The organism is Aquabacter cavernae, from assembly GCF_003993795.1.
Classification (GTDB): domain Bacteria; phylum Pseudomonadota; class Alphaproteobacteria; order Rhizobiales; family Xanthobacteraceae; genus Aquabacter; species Aquabacter cavernae.
Genome location: NZ_RWKV01000008.1, coordinates 876,055 through 892,664, shown reverse-complemented (window position 1 = coordinate 892,664; position 16,610 = coordinate 876,055). Strand labels below are relative to the sequence as shown.

The window sequence follows — 16,610 nt, the reverse complement described above, 5'->3', positions numbered from 1 at the left end:
CTCTTCCGCTTTGCCGGGCAGTCCCGCCTGGCAGTCCCGCTTGGGCGGAAAATAGGGCGAGGCATATGGGCTGTTCAACTGCGAAGACGAGGCCTCAGCGGGATGGGCGGGTGATCATGAACACCGCTAGCGCCCCAAACAGGATGCCGAGCCCGATCAGGAGCGGCAGGGGGGCACCCACATACCAAGAGCCCGTCCATGTTCCCACGAAGCTGGTGAGGGCCAGCAGCTTCACGGGCAAGGGAATCGCCCCGGTCTCCTGCCAGCGGCGCACGCTGGGGCCGAGATAGCGATTGTTGAGGAGCCAGGCTTCGAAGCGCGGCGAGGTGCGCGCGAAGCACCAGGCGGACAGGATGAGGAACACCGTGCCCGGCAGCATGGGCACCACCATGCCGATGGCGCCGATCACCAGGAAGACGAAGCCTGCCGCGAACAGGGTATGCCGCCAGATCCGCTTCATGCTTCAACCCGCCGACAGGAACCGCATGGCCGCGTCCCGGCCATGGAGGAAGAGCAAGGTACGCGCCGCTTCGCTGTCGAACGAAGCGAGACGGGCGTCCCGCGAAAGCAACTCGGCCGCCTCGGCACGCGCGTCGGCCATGAGGTCCACATGCACATCCATGCGGGCAAGGGCGAATCCGGGAAAGCCGCTCTGGCGGGTGCCCAGCACGTCGCCTTCGCCGCGCAGGCGCAGATCCTCCTCGGCCAGCACGAAGCCGTCGTCGCTGGCGCGCATCATGGCGAGCCGCGCCTTGGCGATCTCGCCCAGCGGTGCGCGAAACAGCAGGAGGCAGGTGGAGAGCTTGTCGCCGCGCCCCACGCGCCCGCGCAACTGGTGCAATTGGGCAAGGCCGAACCGCTCCGCATGCTCGATGACCATGAGCGTGGCGTTGGGCACGTTCACGCCCACCTCCACCACGGTGGTGGCCACCAGAACCCGCGCGGCGCCGGACGAGAAGTGCGCCATGGCGGCATCCTTCTCGCCGCCGCTCATGCGCCCGTGCACAAGCTCCACCGTGTCGCCGAACCGTTCCTTCAGGTCGGCATAGCGGTCGGTGGCGGCGGAGAGGTCGGACTTGTCGCTCTCCTCAACCAGGGGGCAGATCCAATAGACCTGCGCGCCGGCAGCGAGCGCCCGGCCCACGGCCTGCGTCACCTCTTCCAGCCGCTCCAGAGAGACCGAGCGGGTGTCCACCTTCTGGCGGCCCGGTGGCTTCTCCCGCAGTTCCGAGAGGGCCATGTCGCCGAACAGCGCCAGGACCAGGGTGCGCGGAATGGGCGTCGCGGTCATCAGCAGCAAATCGGCGGTCTCGCCCTTGCGGGACAAGGCAAGGCGCTGCTCCACCCCGAAGCGGTGCTGCTCGTCCACGATGGCGAGGGCGAGATCGCGGAACGCCACGTCGGGCTGGATCACCGCGTGCGTGCCCACCAGAAGCTGGATGTCTCCCCGAGCCAGCTCCTCAAGCAAAGCGGCCCGCGCGCGCCCCTTTTCCCGGCCGGTGAGGATGGCACACCGCAGCCCGGCCGCCTCGGCCAGTGGGGCAATCGTCTCATGATGCTGCCGCGCCAGCACTTCGGTCGGCGCCATGAGCGCCGCCTGTCGGCCCGCCTCCATGACGCTGGCGGCGGCGAGCAGGGCCACCACCGTCTTGCCGGAGCCCACATCGCCCTGGAGCAGCCGCAGCATGCGCTTGTCGGAGGCGATGTCGGCCTGGATGGCCGTGATGGCGGTTTCCTGCGCGCCGGTCAGCGTGAAGGGCAAGGCGGCCCGCAGGCGCTTCGTGAGATGGCCGTCTCCGACAGTCGCCCGCCCGCCTGCATCCGCCTGCTCGGTGCGGGTGAGGGCGAGGGCCAATTGGTGGGCGTATAATTCCTCGAAGGCGAGCCGCTGCCATGCCGGGCCGCCAATGGCGATGTCGTCCAGCCCGGCGGGGCGATGGATGCGGGTCAGGGCGGTGCGGAAGTCGGGCCAGCCACGTTCGGCGAGAAGCTCCGGGGGCAGCGTTTCCAGCAAATCGGGGATGCGGGCGAGCGCCGCTTCCAAAGCGCGGCGCACCTGCCCGTTCCCCAGGCCCTCCACCAGGGGATAGGCCGGCTCGATGGGCGGCAGGCGCGCAAGCCCGGCGGCATCGAGGATGCGGTCGGGATGGGTCATCTGGCGCATCCCGTCATAAAGCGAGATGCGCCCGCACAGCCAGCGCGTGGTGCCCACCGGCAGCATGCGCTCGATGAAGCCCGCATCCATGTTGAAATGGATGATGGTGAGGTCGGCGGTGCCGTCGCTCACCAGCGTGCGGTGGGGCGCGCGGCGGCCGGGCGGGGGCGCCTGATGGCCTTCCACCCGCACCTCCACGGTCAGGTCCGTGTCCGGCAGGGCTTCGGCCAAGGTGGGGCGTGCGCGCCGGTCCACGAAGCCGGACGGCAGATGGTAGAGGAGATCGAGGACGCGCGGCGTCTCCCGGTCCAGCAGGCGCCCGAAGGGCCGCTCCATTTTCGGGCCGATGCCCTTGAGGCTCGTCAGGGGCGCAAAGAGAGGGTCGAGCGAGGCCGGGCGCATGCGGGGGGAAGGTGACGAACCCCGCACCGCTCCGCAAGCCCTGCGTCCGGGGAGTTTTCTGGTATTGTCCGCCGCAGGGGCTTTCCCCTCGCCGATAAGGAGCGCGGCGCACCGGCATGAGCGACATGAGCGCACAGGAAACCGAGCGGGCGGCGTTCGTGCGCGCCCTGCGCCACCGGGGAGCCCATGACGAGGGCGTGCTGCGGGCCATGGGTCTCGTGCCGCGCGAACTGTTCGTGGACCCCGCCGTGCGTGCCCATGCCTATGACGATGTGGCCCTGCCCATCGCCTGTGGCCAGACCATGTCCCAGCCAAGCGTGGTCGCCGAGATGACCGAGGCGCTGTCCGTGCACGCCACCCACCGCGTGCTGGAGGTGGGCACGGGCTCCGGCTATCAGGCGTCCGTTCTGGCGCATCTGGCGGGTGAGGTGCTGACGCTGGACCGCTATCGCGCGCTGGTGTCGGATGCCGCCGCCCGGTTCCAGGTGCTGGGGCTACGCAACGTCACGGCTTTGGTGAGCGACGGGCGCATCGGCATGCCCGCCCGCGCACCGTTCGACCGCATCCTGGTGACCGCCGCCACGTCGGAAGTGCCCCGCGCTTTGTTCGACCAGCTTCGGCCCGACGGTGTCCTGGTGGCGCCTGTGGGCGAGCCTTCGGCCGTCCAGACCCTGGTGCGCTACCAGAAGGGGGCGGGCGGCCTTTCGGAAACGCGCCTGTCCGCCGTGCGCTTCGTGCCGCTGCTGGAAGGCGTGTCGGCGACCCTCTGAGGCGGCTTTCCCCCGTCACATGTGCTCGCGGGATGACAGGGTGAATGAAATCTTACCGTTCGGCCGCGTTCTGGCCGAGCGGTGAATTGCGCCGTCTTTTCGCCTCCGCTATCGACCAAGTAGCAGATATGAGGAGCATGGGAATGAGAGGGGCGATGGCCGTGGCGGCGAGCTTGGTCGCCGGTGCGCTGCTCGCCGGCTGTGCGAGCCGCCCCGCCGGCATTCTCATTCCCGTCCAGGGCACCGTGCCCGGCACCAGTTCCGTTCAGATGATCGTCGCCACCACCCGCGCGGCCGTGCAGGGCGGGGATCTGTATGGCGGCGACCGCGCCCGGGCGCCGGGCTTTGCCGAGATCACCGTCTCGATTCCGCCGGACGGCACGCGCCCCGTGGGCGACGTCCAATGGCCGAAAAGCGTGCCCGGCAATCCCCAGACCGACTTCGTCACCACCGAGGCGGACATCGTCACCCAGAAGCAGGCCGAGGCGTGGTTCAACCAGCGCATCCGCGCCACGCCGGGGCGGCGCGCCCTGGTCTTCATCCACGGCTATAACAATCGCTTCGAGGATGCGGTCTTCCGCTTCGCCCAGATCGTCCATGATTCCGGGACGGACGTGGTGCCGGTCCTGTTCACCTGGCCCTCGCGCGGCAGCCTGCTGGCCTATGGCTATGACCGGGAGAGCGCGTCCTATTCGCGCGATGCGCTGGAGAAGCTGCTCACCTTCATGGCCAAGGACCCCAATGTGGGCGAGATTTCCATTCTCGCCCATTCCATGGGGAATTGGGTGACACTGGAGGCGCTGCGGCAGATGGCGATCCGCAACGGTCGCATCCCGCCCAAGATCCGCACCGTGATGCTGGCCGCGCCGGACGTGGACGTGGACATTTTCGGCACGCAGCTTGCGGACATGGGGGCCGACCGGCCGAACTTCACCGTTTTCGTCTCGCAGGATGACAAGGCGCTCCAGGTTTCCCAGAAGGTGTGGGGCTCCAAGGCGCGCCTCGGGCAGGTGGACCCGTCCGCCGAACCCTACCGCTCGCAGTTCGAGGCCGAGAAGATCAACGTCATCGACCTCACCAAGCTGCGCACCGGCGACCAGCTCAATCACGGCAAGTTCGCCGAGAGCCCCGAAGTGGTGCAGATGATCGGCAGTCGCCTCGCGCAGGGGCAGACGCTGAGTGACGGGCGCGAGGGCGTGGGCGATCGCATCATCCAGGTCACCACGGGCGCCGCTGCCAGCATCGGCACGGCGGCGGGCGTGATCATCTCGGCGCCGGTGGCGGTGATCGATCCGTCCACGCGCGACAACTTCGGCGCCCAGATGGAGAATCTCGGCTCGACGGTGAGCGGTACCGCAACGTCAACCGGAAGCCTCCTGACCACCGCGCCCAAGCTCTCGCAATAAAGCGGGGCAGGGGCGGCCCCTGTTGCGAAATTGTCGCAACCCAGCGGCAAATCCCAGCAATTTCGCCGCATTTAAGCGCGTGTTTACCCCCGCCCGATTAACTGGCTCCAGTTCGTTCGTGCGAGTGCGGTGACATGCTTTCTTCCTGCAAAGCTCTGGGTTCCGGTGCCTTGGCGAAGCTGGCCGCTGTCGGGTTAGCCTCGGCGGCGCTTGCCGGTTGCAGCTCGGACTCCACACGCCTCGCCGCGCTTTCGAGTCCCTATCCGGCCTCCACCCAAGGGTCGCCGGAAGTGACCGGGTCGCTCGGGGCCGCGCCCACGGGGCGGGTCGATGCCGGGCCCATCGGCGCGCCCTACCAGGCCGCGCAGTTCCCGGCTCCCAGCGCGCCTCCGGTGGCCTATGCGCCCACCACGCCTGCGGTCAGCCCATATCCCTCTCCGGTCCAGGCGGCAGTGCCCCGGACCGCCGGTGCGGCTCATGTGGTGGTCGGCGGCGAGACGCTGACCTCCATCGCCCGCAGCTACAATATGACGCCCGCGCAGCTCGCGGCCTCCAACGGCATCTCCGCTGACGCGCCGCTGCGCATCGGCCAGCCCCTCATCGTCCCGCAGAGCGCCACCGGCAATCTCGCGGCCGGCGTGCCCGCCCCGCGGGCCGTCCAGCCTGTGATGGCAACGGCGCCCGTGGCGGCGCCGGTCGCGCCTCCCGTGGCCAAGCCCGCCGCGGTGGCGGTCGCTCCCGTCGTGGCGCCTGTCGCCGCAGCGGCCACCAAGCCCGTTGTCCAGGCCGCCGCGCCTCTGGCGGCTGCCGCCGCTCCGGTCGCGGTTGCGGCGGCGACGCCTGCCGCCGCGAAGCCCGCTGCTACGCCCGCCAAGCCCGCCGTGGCTGCCGCCGCCGCCGAAGAGGCGGATGATTCGCCCCGCGCGGCCGGCTCCGGTCCCCAGTTCCGCGCTCCCGTGCGCGGCCGGGTCATCTCCAGCTTCGGGCCGAAGCCCGGCGGCACGCGCAATGACGGCGTGAACTTCGCCGTGCCGGAAGGCACCAGCGTGCGCTCCGCTGAGGACGGCACCGTGGCCTATGCGGGCAACGAGCTGAAGGGCTATGGCAATCTGGTTCTGGTGAAGCATGCGGATGGCTACGTCACCGCTTATGCCCATGCCAGCGAGCTGCTGGTGAAGCGTGGCGACACGGTGCGCCGGGGCCAGATCATCGCCAAGGCGGGCCAGAGCGGTGGGGTCGCGACGCCCCAGCTTCACTTCGAGATCCGCAAGGGCTCCCAGCCGGTGGATCCCAGCCAGTATGTGGCGGGCCTCTGAGGCATAGCCCCTACGCCTCCTTTTGAATGACGAGAGCCCCCGGCGATCCCATGGTCGCCGGGGGTTTTTCGCGTTTGGAGGCTGAGCGGGGCATGCGGGCGGGTGTGTCGCGCTCATGCCGGTTTCGCTGGTGGATCGGCCTTCAGGGTGCGTGCCGGCGCCTGATCCGGGCCTCCATGATTCTCCCATCACCGCCGGCCCCGTCGCGTTGCGTGGCTGGCCGAGGCCAAGCCTGGCGTGCGTGCGTCTCGCCTGGAATGCCGAACGGGCCAGAGGCCAGGGCGCAGGAGGGGCGCGTGGGGGAGGGGCTTTAGCGCCCTCTGCGGGAGGAGACGTTCGTCTCGTTGGGCGTGCGAGCGCGCCCCGATGATCACGCGATGCGTGAAGTCTTAACCATAAGATATTGATCGAAAACGGCTTTCCGAATTCATCCGTCGCCGGCCGCGCGGCGCCATGGCCGGAAAATGAAAAAGGCGCCCGAAGGCGCCTTTCAGGGTCTCAGCCTTGCGGCGAGATCACTTGATCTTGGTCTCGCGGAACTCGACGTGCTTGCGCACCACCGGGTCGTACTTCTTGAGCACGATCTTGTCGGTCTTGGTGCGGGAATTCTTCTTGGTCACGTAGAAGGAGCCCGTGTCCGCGCTGGACAGGAGCTTGATCTTGATGGTTGCAGCCTTGGCCATGGTCTTCGTTCCTGCTGCCGCGGACATGCCCAAGGCAGCGCGGTGACAAAAGGGGAGAACGCGCGCCCAGAGGCACGTCGGCTCATGGGCGCGGAAACTCGTGCATCGCGCCCCGTTTGTCAAGCATTGGCGCGCCCGGAAGCGACGAAGCGGGTGCCGACCACGAGCACATAGGCGGCCAGCATTCCGCCGATCACATAGGCGAAGCCGAAGGGATTGTGCAGGTCCATGCCGAATCCCACCAGCGGCGGTCCGATGACGAGGCCGATGGAATAGAGCATCACGAACGCCGCATTGGCGGCGGCCAGATCCGCCCCGTGGAAGCGCGAGCCGAGATGGGCGAGACCCACCGTGTAGAGGCTGCCGACGATTCCCGTCACCAGGAAGATGGCGATATGGAATCCGAGGCTTTCCACGGGCACCTGGGGCAGGATGAACGCCCCTATGGTGCCGACGCTGGCGCAGAAAATCAGCAGGATGCGCCGGTCGATGCGGTCGCTGATGATGCCGAGCGGGATCTGGAAGGCCACATTGCCCAGCACCGCGATGGTCAGCAGCAGCGAGGCCTGTCCGTCCGGCAGGCCGAGGCGCAGGCCGTAAAGCGGCAGGAAGCTCATCACGGCGGTCTCGATGGCCCCGAACACCAGGGCCGCCAGCGTCGCCGTGGGCGAGCGCCGCACGAAGCCCAGAACGCCCGGGCCGGTGCCCTTCTCCGCGATGCGCGGCGCCATGCCCTTGGCCGCCAGGATGGGGATGATGCCGCAGGCGAGCACGCCGCCGCCGATCAGATAGGGCGCCCAGCCCTGCGTGCCCACAAGGCTCAGCAGCGCCGGCCCCATGGCGGCGCCGATGGAGAGCGCGGTGGCGTAGATGCCCATGATGAGCCCCCGCCGCGCGGGCGGGGCCACGGCATTGATCCAGAACTCGCTGACCGCGAACAGCACGCACAGCGCCGCCCCCAGCACGAAGCGCAGCGGGAACCACAAGGTGAACCAGGAGGCGGCCTTGAAGGCCGGCAGGCTCAGCGCTGTCACCAATATGGCGATACCCAGCAGCCAGCGCGGCCCCACGCGGCGCACCATCCAGGGAATGAAGGGGGCGGTCATGACCGTGGCGATGCCGGCAACGGCGGTGTTGATGCCGATCCAGGAATTGTTGATCCCGCGGCCTTCCATCTCAAGCGAGAGCAGAGGGATGGAGAGGCTGATGCCCATGCCCACCACCGAGATGGCGGAAATGGCGGCGGTGATCGAGGCGGTTCGGCTCATGGGAGCCGCGTTCGCCGGCGCATGCATGAAAACGTCCTGATGTTATGCCTGTCGGCAGGATGGGGGCGGGCCCCTGTCCTGCGCTCGCGGGGGAGGGGTGACCCCCTTCCCGTCCCGCGTCAATGGCAGGCCCTGGAACACGCGCCGATTTGATTGCGTGGCAATCGGAGCGGTGCGTGCTCCCTCTTATGTTCAGCGGGCGATCCCGCTCTAGTCCAGCGCGACGCGGACGAAGCGGCCGCGCTGCATGCTGTAGAACGGCACCGGCAGGTGACGGCCGAAGCCAGCATCGAGGCGTGCGCGCAGCTCTTCCAGGATTACGCGCGTGATGGTGGGCAGCTCCGCCTTCTCCGTCTCGGCGAAGGTGAGCCAGCGGGTCTCGATCAGCTCCGAGGATGGGCCGACCATGCCCTCGATCTGCTTGCAGACCGCGCCGGCGTCCGCCGCGAAGAAGCGGGTGTCGAAGCGCTTGGGCCGCCGGGGCGGGGTGATGGCGCGGAACACGAAGGTGAGGGATTCCAGATCCGGAAACACTTCCTGCTCGGCGAAGGCCTTCCAGGAATCCGCGGGAATCTCGGGTGCCCCGGCATCGGGGGTGCCCACCATCAGCCCGGTTTCCTCGAACAACTCGCGGATGGCGGCGGAGGCGAGGGCCCGTCCCAAGGTGAGCGTGGGGCGCGTCACAAGCGACTGGATGCGCCGCTCGCTGTCCGCGTCCAGCATGCCGTGGACCGGCATGGCCTTGTCCGTCAGCTCCACGCGGCCGCCGGGGAAGACGAACACGTTGGGCATGAAGCGGTGGCCGGGATGGCGCAGGCCCATGAGCACGCGAGGCTGCTTGCCGCTGCGGTCGATCAGGATGAGCGACGCGGCATCCTTCGGGCGGGTGTTGGGCGAGCTTTGGTCGCGCTCGGCTTGGGTGAGACGTTCGGCGAGATTGGTCATGGCGCCTTTGGCCGCGCGGCCTGTGGGATGGGCTCGTGTTCAGGACTGCGGGGATCGAAGCCGTGCATGCGCAAAGCCCACTGAAGCCCCACAAGGGCGCCCTTTATGGGCGGGAGCAGCGCTAGGCTCAAGAGCAAGGTGAGCGGAAGGAAGATGGCGAGGTGAATCCACACGTCCGGACGGTAGACTTCCTCCACCAGGACGAGCAGCGGCACCACGATGTGCCCCACGATCATGATGGTCACATAAGGGGGCGCGTCGTCGGCCCGCTGGTGGTGCAGGTCCTCTCCGCACCGGTCGCAATGGTCGGCCACCTTCAGATAGGCGGAGAACATGCGGCCCTGGCCGCATTTGGGGCAGCGGCACATCATGCCGCGCATCATCGCGGTTCCCGGCGCGCGGGGGGCGCCGTCGTCCAGGCCCATCATGATTCCGTCCGTCCCTTTTTCCGCCGGGGCGTGCCGGGACGCGGCCCCGGTTTTGGCCCCGACCTCGGCCCCGACCTCTTGGCCTTGGGGAAATCGCGCTTTGCCGGGCCGCTGTCCGCGCGTCCCGGTCGCCGCGCGCCCCCTAGATAGGCGCCTTCGGACAGAAGCTCAAATCGCAGCGCGCCCGCCACGGGGGCGGCTTCCACGAGGCGCACCTCTACCCGGTCGCCGATGCGGTGCATCTCGCCGGTCCGGTCCCCGATCAGCGCCTGCTTGGTTTCGTCGAAGCGGTAATAGTCCTGGCCGAGGGTCGAGGCGGGCACGAAACCGTCCGCTCCGGTCTCGTCCAGCGCGACAAAGAGCCCCGCCCGGGTGGCGCCGGAAATGCGGGCCGCGAAGGTGGCGCCGATCTGGTCCGCCAGATGGTGGGCGATGAGCCGATCCACCGTCTCGCGCTCCGCCGCCATGGCCCGGCGCTCGGTGACGGAGATGGCGGCGGCCACTTCCGCCAGATGGTCGGGCGTCGTCTCCGGCGGCAGGCCGTCCCGGCCGGCATCCATGGCGCGGATCAGGCCGCGATGCACCACAAGGTCCGCATAGCGCCGGATGGGCGAGGTGAAATGCGCGTAGCGCCGCAGGTTCAGGCCGAAATGCCCGTAATTCTCCGCCGCATATTCCGCCTGGGACTGGCTGCGCAGGATCACCTGGTTCACCAGCACGGACACGTCCGTCCCCACCACCTGCTCGAGGATGCGGTTGAAGACGGAGGGGCGCACCGTGTCGCTCTTTGCCAGCTTGATGTCGAGCGTCTGGAGGAAGGTGCGCAGGTTGGAGAGCTTCTCCAGGGTCGGGCCGTCATGCGCCCGGTAGATGAGCGGCGTGCGCTTGGCCTCCAGCGTCTCCGCCGCCGCCACATTGGCGAGGATCATGAACTCCTCGATCATCCGGTGGGCGTCGAGGCGGGCGGGGATGATCACCCGGTCCACCGTGCCGTCCGGCTTCAGCACCAGCTTGCGCTCGGGCAAATCGAGATCCAGCGGCTGGCGGGCGTCCCGCGCCTTCTTCACGCAGGCATAGGCCGCATAAAGCGGCTTTAGCACGGTCTCCAGCAGCGGCTCGGTGGTCTCGTCGCTCACCCCGTCAATGGCCGCCTGGGCCTGGGCATAAGCGAGCTTGGCGGCCGAGCGCATGAGGATGCGGTGGAAGCTGTGGTCGGTCTTGCGCCCGTCCGGGCCGATGACCAGGCGCACGGCGAGCGCCGGGCGGTCCTCCAGCGGGCGCAGGGAGCACAAATCGTTGGAGATGCGCTCGGGCAGCATGGGCACCACCCGGTCGGGGAAATAGACCGAATTGCCGCGCAGCAGCGCCTCGCGGTCCAGCGCCGAGCCGGGCGTCACATAGGCCGCCACATCCGCGATGGCCACGGTGACGATGAAGCCGCCGGGATTGGCCGGGTCCGGGATCGCATGGACCGCGTCGTCATGGTCCTTGGCGTCCGGCGGATCGATGGTGACGAGGGGCAGGTCGCGCCAGTCCTCGCGATCCTTGGCGGTGGCGGGCCGCGCCTTCTCGGCGTCCGCCAGCACCGCCGGGGGGAAGACATGGGGAATGGAATGGGCGTGGATGGCCACCAATGAGACGGCCTTCTCGCTGGAGAGCGAGCCGAGGCGCTCCTTTACCCGCGCAGTGGGCAGGCCGAACACGCGCTGGCGCATGAGTTCCACGGCCACGAGGTCGCCGTCCTGGGCGTCCATCTCCGCGCCCTGGGGCACCTGAAGCTCGCGGCCGAGATTCTTCTTGTCGATGGGGATGATCCGCCCGCCCCCATGGGGCGCCGCGCGGAAGATGCCAAGCTGCTGGCGCCGGGCCTTCTCGATGACCTTGATGACCCGCCCGATGAGCTGGCCGTCCTGCGGGTCGCCCATGCGCAGCAGCACCCGGTCCGACAGGCCGGGGGCCGGCTCCTTGGAGCGGCGCGGGATGTCCACGATGATGAGGGGCGCCTCGCCATGGGCCTCGTCCCATTCCACGGGCGCGGCCATGAGGTCGCCGTCGGCGTTGCGGCTCGTGATGTCGGCGAGCACGACGCCGGGTAGCGCGCCGGGCACATGCACCTTCCGGCCGCGCCGGGCGAGCGCGCCGTCGGCATCCAGCTCGTGCATGAGGGCGCGCAGTTCCGCCTTCTGGTCCGCCCGCAGCCCGAAGGCACGGGCGATGTCGCGCTTCGCCACGTCGCCACCGTGCGATGTCACGAAGGCGAGCAGTTCGTCGCGCGTGGGCATGCGGCCCTGCTCGATCGTCGGATCCACCGGGGCAGGTCCGCGACGGGCGCGGCCACCGGAGGCCGGACTGCCGGATTTGGGGGAGCGACGGGGAGGGGAGATGCGTTTGGCCAAGATTCGATCTTCCGTTCGTGCAAGGCTATCCGACGCGGCGCCCGGGAGCGAGTCGCTCCGGGAGGCTTCGCTCCAGCCCACTGGCAAAATAATCAGGCCGCCTTATATTGCCGCCCGCTCCACCTCCCGCACCGGGAGGCGGGCTGCATGAAAATCGAGGCTCTTCCATGAGCGGCGCGTCCGAATCGAGCGCGGCCTCCGGCGCGTCCGGCGGGTTCTCCCACAGCGAAATCCTGTCGATCCTTTTCGGGCTCATGCTCGCCATGTTCCTGGCGGCGCTGGACCAGACCATCGTCGCCACCGCGCTGCCCACCATCGGCGAGGATCTCGACGATGTCATGAACCTCAGCTGGGTGGTGACGGCCTATCTTCTGGCGTCCACCACCGTCACGCCGCTCTACGGCAAGCTCAGCGACATTCACGGGCGGGGCGTGGTTCTGCTGGTGGCCATCGCGCTGTTCTCGCTGGGCTCGCTGGCCTGCGCCCTCTCGCCCAACATGCTGGTGCTGATCCTGGCGCGCGGTCTCCAGGGCCTGGGCGGCGGCGGCCTCATCTCCCTGGCGCAGACCATCATCGCGGACGTCATCTCCCCTCGCGAGCGGGGCCGCTACCAAGGCTATATCGCCAGCGTGTTCGCGGTGGCCAGCATTGCCGGGCCGCTGGTGGGCGGGGTGTTCGCCCAGCATTTCCATTGGTCGCTCATCTTCTGGATCAACCTGCCGCTGGGCCTCGCCGCCTTCCTGGTCATGCGCCGCATGCTGCCGCGCCTGCCGCGCCACGGGCGCTCCCATAAGCTGGATGCGCTGGGCTGCGCGCTCATGGTCATCGCGTCCAGCTCGCTGCTGCTGGCGCTGTCCTGGGGCGGGGTGCATTTCACCTGGGGCAGCTGGCAGATCCTGGGCCTGCTGGCCCTCAGCGTGGTCACCACGGCCGGCTTCATCCGGCGCATGCTGACGGCGGAGGAGCCGTTCCTGCCTTTGTCCATGCTGTCCATTCCCGTGGTGGGCTACGCCACGGGCTCGGTCTGCTTCGTCTACGGCACCATGATCGCCCTCACCATCATGACGCCGCTCTATTACGAGACCGCCCGCGGCCTGTCCGCCAGCGAGGCCGGCCTCGCGCTCATGCCGCAAATGGGGTGCGTCGTCGTGGGGGCCATGATGGGCGGGCAGGCGATGGCGCGGCTCAAGCACTATAAGCGCCCCGCTCTCATCGGCCTGCTCGTGGGCGTCGCGGGGCTGCTGGGGGTGGCCTATCTGCCGTTCGGCACGCCTCTCAGCGTTGAAATCCTGCTGTTCAGCCTGTCCGGCGCGGGCATGGGCATGGTGTTCCCGCTCTCCACGGTCTGCATCCAGAACGCGGTTCCCGTGCACCAGCTCGGCACGGCCACGGGCGGGGCCAATTTCTTCCGGGCGCTCGGCGCGGCGGTGATGGTGGCGGTGCTGGGCGCGGTGTTCGCCACGGCGCTGGGGGCGGGCGAGTTGGGCGATATCGCGCAACTCGCGGCCGGCGCCGGCGCGGCCAGCCTGCATCAGGCGTTCGGCCACGTCTTCGCGGCCACGGGCATCGCTTTGTTCCTGGGGCTGTTGTTCCTGGCGCGCATGCCGGAAATGCCGCTGCGCGACACGGTGCGCGATAACGCCGACGCCATCGCTCTGGAGTGAGGCGGGGCCTGCGCGGTGCGCAGGCCCGTCACGTCACGGATGCCGCCGCTCTGTCAGCCGGCGGCGTCTTTCGCGGCCTTGCTCTTGGCAGGGGCTTTGGCTTTGGCGGCGGTGGTCTTGGCGGTGGCGCTTTTGGCGGCCGTCTTGGCGCCGGCAGTCTTCTTTGCAGTGGTCTTGGCGCCGGTCTTGGCGCCCGCCTTCGCCCGCGCGGCGGGCTTGGCCTCGCCATCGGCGGCGGCCTTCTTCGGGCTCTTGGTCTTCGACGCCGGCATGGTGGCGGCCTTGGCGTCGATGAGCACCACGGCCTGCTCCAGGGTCAGCGTCTCCGGGTCCGTGGACTTGGGAAGGGTCGCATTGACCTTGCCGTGATTGACGTACGGCCCGAAGCGGCCCGCGCGCACCGTGATGGCGCCGCCCGAGGGATGGTCGCCCAGCGTACGGCCCGCAGGCGCCGCGCCGCGTCCGCCCCGGGTCCGCTTCTCCGCCAGCAGCACCACGGCCCGGTTGAGGCCGATATTCAGGACATCGTCGCCCTTATCCAGATTGGCGTAGACCTTGCCGTGCTGGATATAGGGCCCGAAGCGGCCGATGCCCGCGAGGATGGGCTGGCCGTCCTCGGGATGATTGCCGATGGGCCGGGGCAAGGACAGCAGCGCCAAGGCGGTGGTGAGGTCCACGTCCGCCGGGGCGAGGCCCTTGGGCAGGCTGGAGCGCTTGGGCTTCTCGCCGTTCTCCGTCTCGCCCAGCTGCAGATAGGTGCCAAAGCGCCCGTCGCGCAGCGTGACTTCGAGCCCGGTCTCCGGGTCCGCGCCGAGCTTGCGCACGCCGTCGCCCTCGGGCGCACCTTCGCCGCCGCTGAGCGGACGGGTGTAGCGGCATTCGGGATAGTTGGAGCAGCCGATGAAGGCGCCGAACTTGCCCATCTTCAGCGACAGCCGTCCCTCCCCGCAGGTGGGGCAGGCGCGCGGGTTCGACCCGTCGTCCGCGGGCGGGAAGATATGGGCCGTGAGCATCTCGTCCAGGGCATCGAGCACCTGGGAGACGCGCAGCTCCTTCGTGGCGTCCACGGCGAGGTGGAAGTCGTTCCAGAAGTCGCGGAGGACCTGCTTCCAGTCGATCTCGTCGGCGGAAATCTGGTCCAGCTTCTCTTCGAGATCCGCCGTGAAGTCATATTCCACGTAGCGGGTGAAGAAGCTCTGGAGGAAGGCCGTCACCAGCCGACCCTTGTCCTCGGGCACGAGGCGCTTCTTCTCCAGCTTCACATATTCCCGGTCGCGCAGGACCGCGAGCACGGCCGCATAGGTGGAGGGGCGGCCGATGCTCAGCTCCTCCATGCGCTTCACGAGCGAGGCTTCCGAATAGCGCGGCGGCGGCTCGGTGAAATGCTGGGTGGTGACGATGTCGCGCCGCGCCAGCGCCTCGCCCGCGCTCATGGCGGGCAGGCGGCGGCCTTCCTCATCCTCGTCGTCATCATCCCGGCCCTCGCGATAGAGGGTCAGGAAGCCGTCGAACTTCACCACGGTGCCGGTTGCCGTCAGCTCCAGCGCGCGGCCCGCCACATTCGCGCGGATGTCGGCGGTGGTGCGCTCCAGCTCGGCCGATTCCATCTGGCTCGCCACGGTGCGGGTCCAGATGAGGTCGTAGAGCCGGGCCTGCTCGGCATCCAGATGGCGCGCCACCGAGGCGGGCGTGCGGTTGGGATCGGTGGGGCGGATGGCCTCGTGGGCCTCCTGCGCGTTCTTGGCCTTGGTGGTGTATTTGCGCGGCGCGCCCGGCAGATAGCGGTCGCCGAACTGCGCGCCGATGGCGTCGCGGGTGGCCGCCACGGCCTCGGGCGCCATGTCCACGCCGTCGGTTCGCATATAGGTGATGAGACCCACGGTCTCGCCGCCCACGTCCACGCCCTCATAGAGGCGCTGGGCGAGCTGCATGGTGCGGGCGGGGGCGAGGCCGAGCTTGCGGCTCGCTTCCTGCTGGAGGGTGGAGGTGGTGAAGGGCGGCTGCGGATGACGCCGCAGCGGCTTCGCCTCGACGCTCGCCACCGTGAAGTCGGCCGCGTTCAGCGCCGCGCGGAAGTCCGCGGCCTCGGCGGCCGTGCCCACCGTCAGGCGGGTGATCTTCTTGCCGTCCGCGCCGGAGAGGCGCGCCTCGAAATTGTCGCCGCGCGGGGTCGCGAGCTGGGCGACGATGGACCAGTATTCACGGGCGACGAAGGTCTCGATCTCCCGCTCGCGGTCGCAGACGAGGCGCAGCGCCACCGACTGGACGCGGCCCGCCGAACGGGCGCCGGGCAGCTTGCGCCACAGCACCGGGGAGAGGGTGAAGCCCACCAGATAGTCCAGCGCGCGGCGCGCCAGATAGGCGTCCACCAAGGCGACGTCGATGGCGCGCGGGGCGCGCATGGCGTCGAGCACCGCCTGCTTGGTGATGGCGTTGAAGACGACGCGCTCGACCTTCTGGTCCTTGATCGCCTTCTTGTCCCGCAGGATTTCCAGGACGTGCCAGGAAATGGCCTCGCCCTCGCGATCCGGGTCGGTGGCGAGGATCAGGCCATCGGCCTTCTTCACCGCCTGCGCGATCTCGTTGAGGCGCTTCTGGGCTTTGGGATCCACTTCCCACAGCATCCGGAAGTCAGCCTCGGGATCCACCGAGCCGTCCTTGGACGGGAGGTCTCGCACATGCCCGTATGAGGCGATCACCTCATAGCCGGGACCGAGATATTTGTTGATCGTCTTCGCCTTGGCAGGCGATTCGACGATGACGACCTGCATCGCGAAATGTCTCTTGAGAACGCCGCGGCCCCTGGCGGCGGCGGCAACATGGGGTGGGATGGGCCGCCTGTCAAATGGCGTGCCAAGCGCATGCCCGTGGGGCGCCCCTTCCGGCGTTTCGAAACCGAATACAACCTAGAGTAGCTTGATAATTTGTCGCCAACCTAGAGGATTGACCCCTGTACCGCCATGTCAGGGAGTATCGGAATGTCGCGCGGATCCGCCACGAAGCCCGGTCCGGGAGCCGCGGATTTTGCATCCTATGTGGCAGCACTGGCGGCGGAGCTGTCCCGCATGGCGCGCGAGCACCGCCTCGGAACATTGGCCTATCTGCTGGATGTGACGCGGATGGAGGCACGCAGCCTCTCGGAGACCACCGGCGAGCCGGACACCCCGCTGAGCTGAC

Annotated in this window: 13 protein-coding genes; 5 read left to right on the top strand and 8 right to left on the bottom strand. The window is 68.8% G+C overall.

Annotated features, from left to right (window positions below; genetic code table 11):
• Positions 1-94: 94 nt before the first annotated feature.
• Together EJJ38_RS08855 and recG are read right to left on the bottom strand one after the other, a co-directional pair.
• On the bottom strand, positions 95-460 hold the full coding sequence (locus EJJ38_RS08855) for a YbaN family protein (protein WP_127089709.1): 366 nt from the start codon (positions 458-460) through the stop codon (positions 95-97).
• A gap of 3 nt (positions 461-463) precedes the next feature.
• A complete protein-coding gene (gene recG / locus EJJ38_RS08850; protein WP_127090333.1) occupies positions 464-2,557 on the bottom strand; it encodes an ATP-dependent DNA helicase RecG in 2,094 nt (697 codons plus the stop codon).
• 116 nt (positions 2,558-2,673) lie between these two features.
• On the opposite strand from recG, the gene EJJ38_RS08845 reads away from it, so the two are divergent.
• The 3 genes from EJJ38_RS08845 to EJJ38_RS08835 all read left to right on the top strand — a co-directional run bounded on the left by EJJ38_RS08845 (position 2,674) and on the right by EJJ38_RS08835 (position 6,049).
• Positions 2,674-3,327 (top strand): protein-L-isoaspartate(D-aspartate) O-methyltransferase, encoded by a 654-nt coding sequence (locus EJJ38_RS08845; protein ID WP_127089708.1) that lies wholly within the window; start codon positions 2,674-2,676, stop codon positions 3,325-3,327.
• A 143-nt stretch (positions 3,328-3,470) separates the two neighbouring features.
• On the top strand, positions 3,471-4,733 hold the full coding sequence (locus EJJ38_RS08840; protein ID WP_245454160.1) for an alpha/beta hydrolase: 1,263 nt from the start codon (positions 3,471-3,473) through the stop codon (positions 4,731-4,733).
• A 290-nt stretch (positions 4,734-5,023) separates the two neighbouring features.
• Positions 5,024-6,049 (top strand): M23 family metallopeptidase, encoded by a 1,026-nt coding sequence (locus EJJ38_RS08835; RefSeq protein ID WP_245454159.1) that lies wholly within the window; start codon positions 5,024-5,026, stop codon positions 6,047-6,049.
• Positions 6,050-6,564: 515 nt separating this feature from the next.
• On the opposite strand, the gene rpmG is transcribed toward EJJ38_RS08835, so the two are convergent.
• The 5 genes from rpmG to rnr form a co-directional block, all read right to left on the bottom strand.
• Positions 6,565-6,732: a 50S ribosomal protein L33 gene (rpmG, locus tag EJJ38_RS08830; RefSeq protein WP_127089705.1), complete on the bottom strand. Its 168-nt coding sequence runs from the start codon at positions 6,730-6,732 to the stop codon at positions 6,565-6,567.
• A 119-nt stretch (positions 6,733-6,851) separates the two neighbouring features.
• Positions 6,852-8,000 (bottom strand): MFS transporter, encoded by a 1,149-nt coding sequence (locus EJJ38_RS08825; RefSeq protein WP_245454158.1) that lies wholly within the window; start codon positions 7,998-8,000, stop codon positions 6,852-6,854.
• A gap of 210 nt (positions 8,001-8,210) precedes the next feature.
• Positions 8,211-8,945: an NUDIX hydrolase gene (locus tag EJJ38_RS08820; RefSeq protein WP_127089703.1), complete on the bottom strand. Its 735-nt coding sequence runs from the start codon at positions 8,943-8,945 to the stop codon at positions 8,211-8,213.
• Positions 8,942-9,373, bottom strand: coding sequence for a DUF983 domain-containing protein (locus EJJ38_RS08815; protein ID WP_127089702.1), 432 nt, complete (start codon positions 9,371-9,373; stop codon positions 8,942-8,944). The genes EJJ38_RS08820 and EJJ38_RS08815 overlap by 4 nt, the downstream gene beginning before the upstream one ends.
• On the bottom strand, positions 9,370-11,655 hold the full coding sequence (gene rnr, locus EJJ38_RS08810; RefSeq protein WP_127089701.1) for a ribonuclease R: 2,286 nt from the start codon (positions 11,653-11,655) through the stop codon (positions 9,370-9,372). Before rnr ends, EJJ38_RS08815 begins: the two co-directional genes overlap by 4 nt.
• A gap of 281 nt (positions 11,656-11,936) precedes the next feature.
• On the opposite strand from rnr, the gene EJJ38_RS08805 reads away from it, so the two are divergent.
• Positions 11,937-13,433, top strand: a complete 1,497-nt coding sequence (locus EJJ38_RS08805; protein WP_127089700.1) for an MDR family MFS transporter — start codon at positions 11,937-11,939, stop codon at positions 13,431-13,433.
• A gap of 53 nt (positions 13,434-13,486) precedes the next feature.
• On the opposite strand, the gene topA is transcribed toward EJJ38_RS08805, so the two are convergent.
• Positions 13,487-16,204, bottom strand: coding sequence for a type I DNA topoisomerase (gene topA, locus EJJ38_RS08800; RefSeq protein WP_127089699.1), 2,718 nt, complete (start codon positions 16,202-16,204; stop codon positions 13,487-13,489).
• Between the two features lie 207 nt (positions 16,205-16,411).
• On the opposite strand from topA, the gene EJJ38_RS08795 reads away from it, so the two are divergent.
• On the top strand, positions 16,412-16,609 hold the full coding sequence (locus EJJ38_RS08795) for a hypothetical protein (protein ID WP_127089698.1): 198 nt from the start codon (positions 16,412-16,414) through the stop codon (positions 16,607-16,609).
• Position 16,610: the final 1 nt, after the last annotated feature.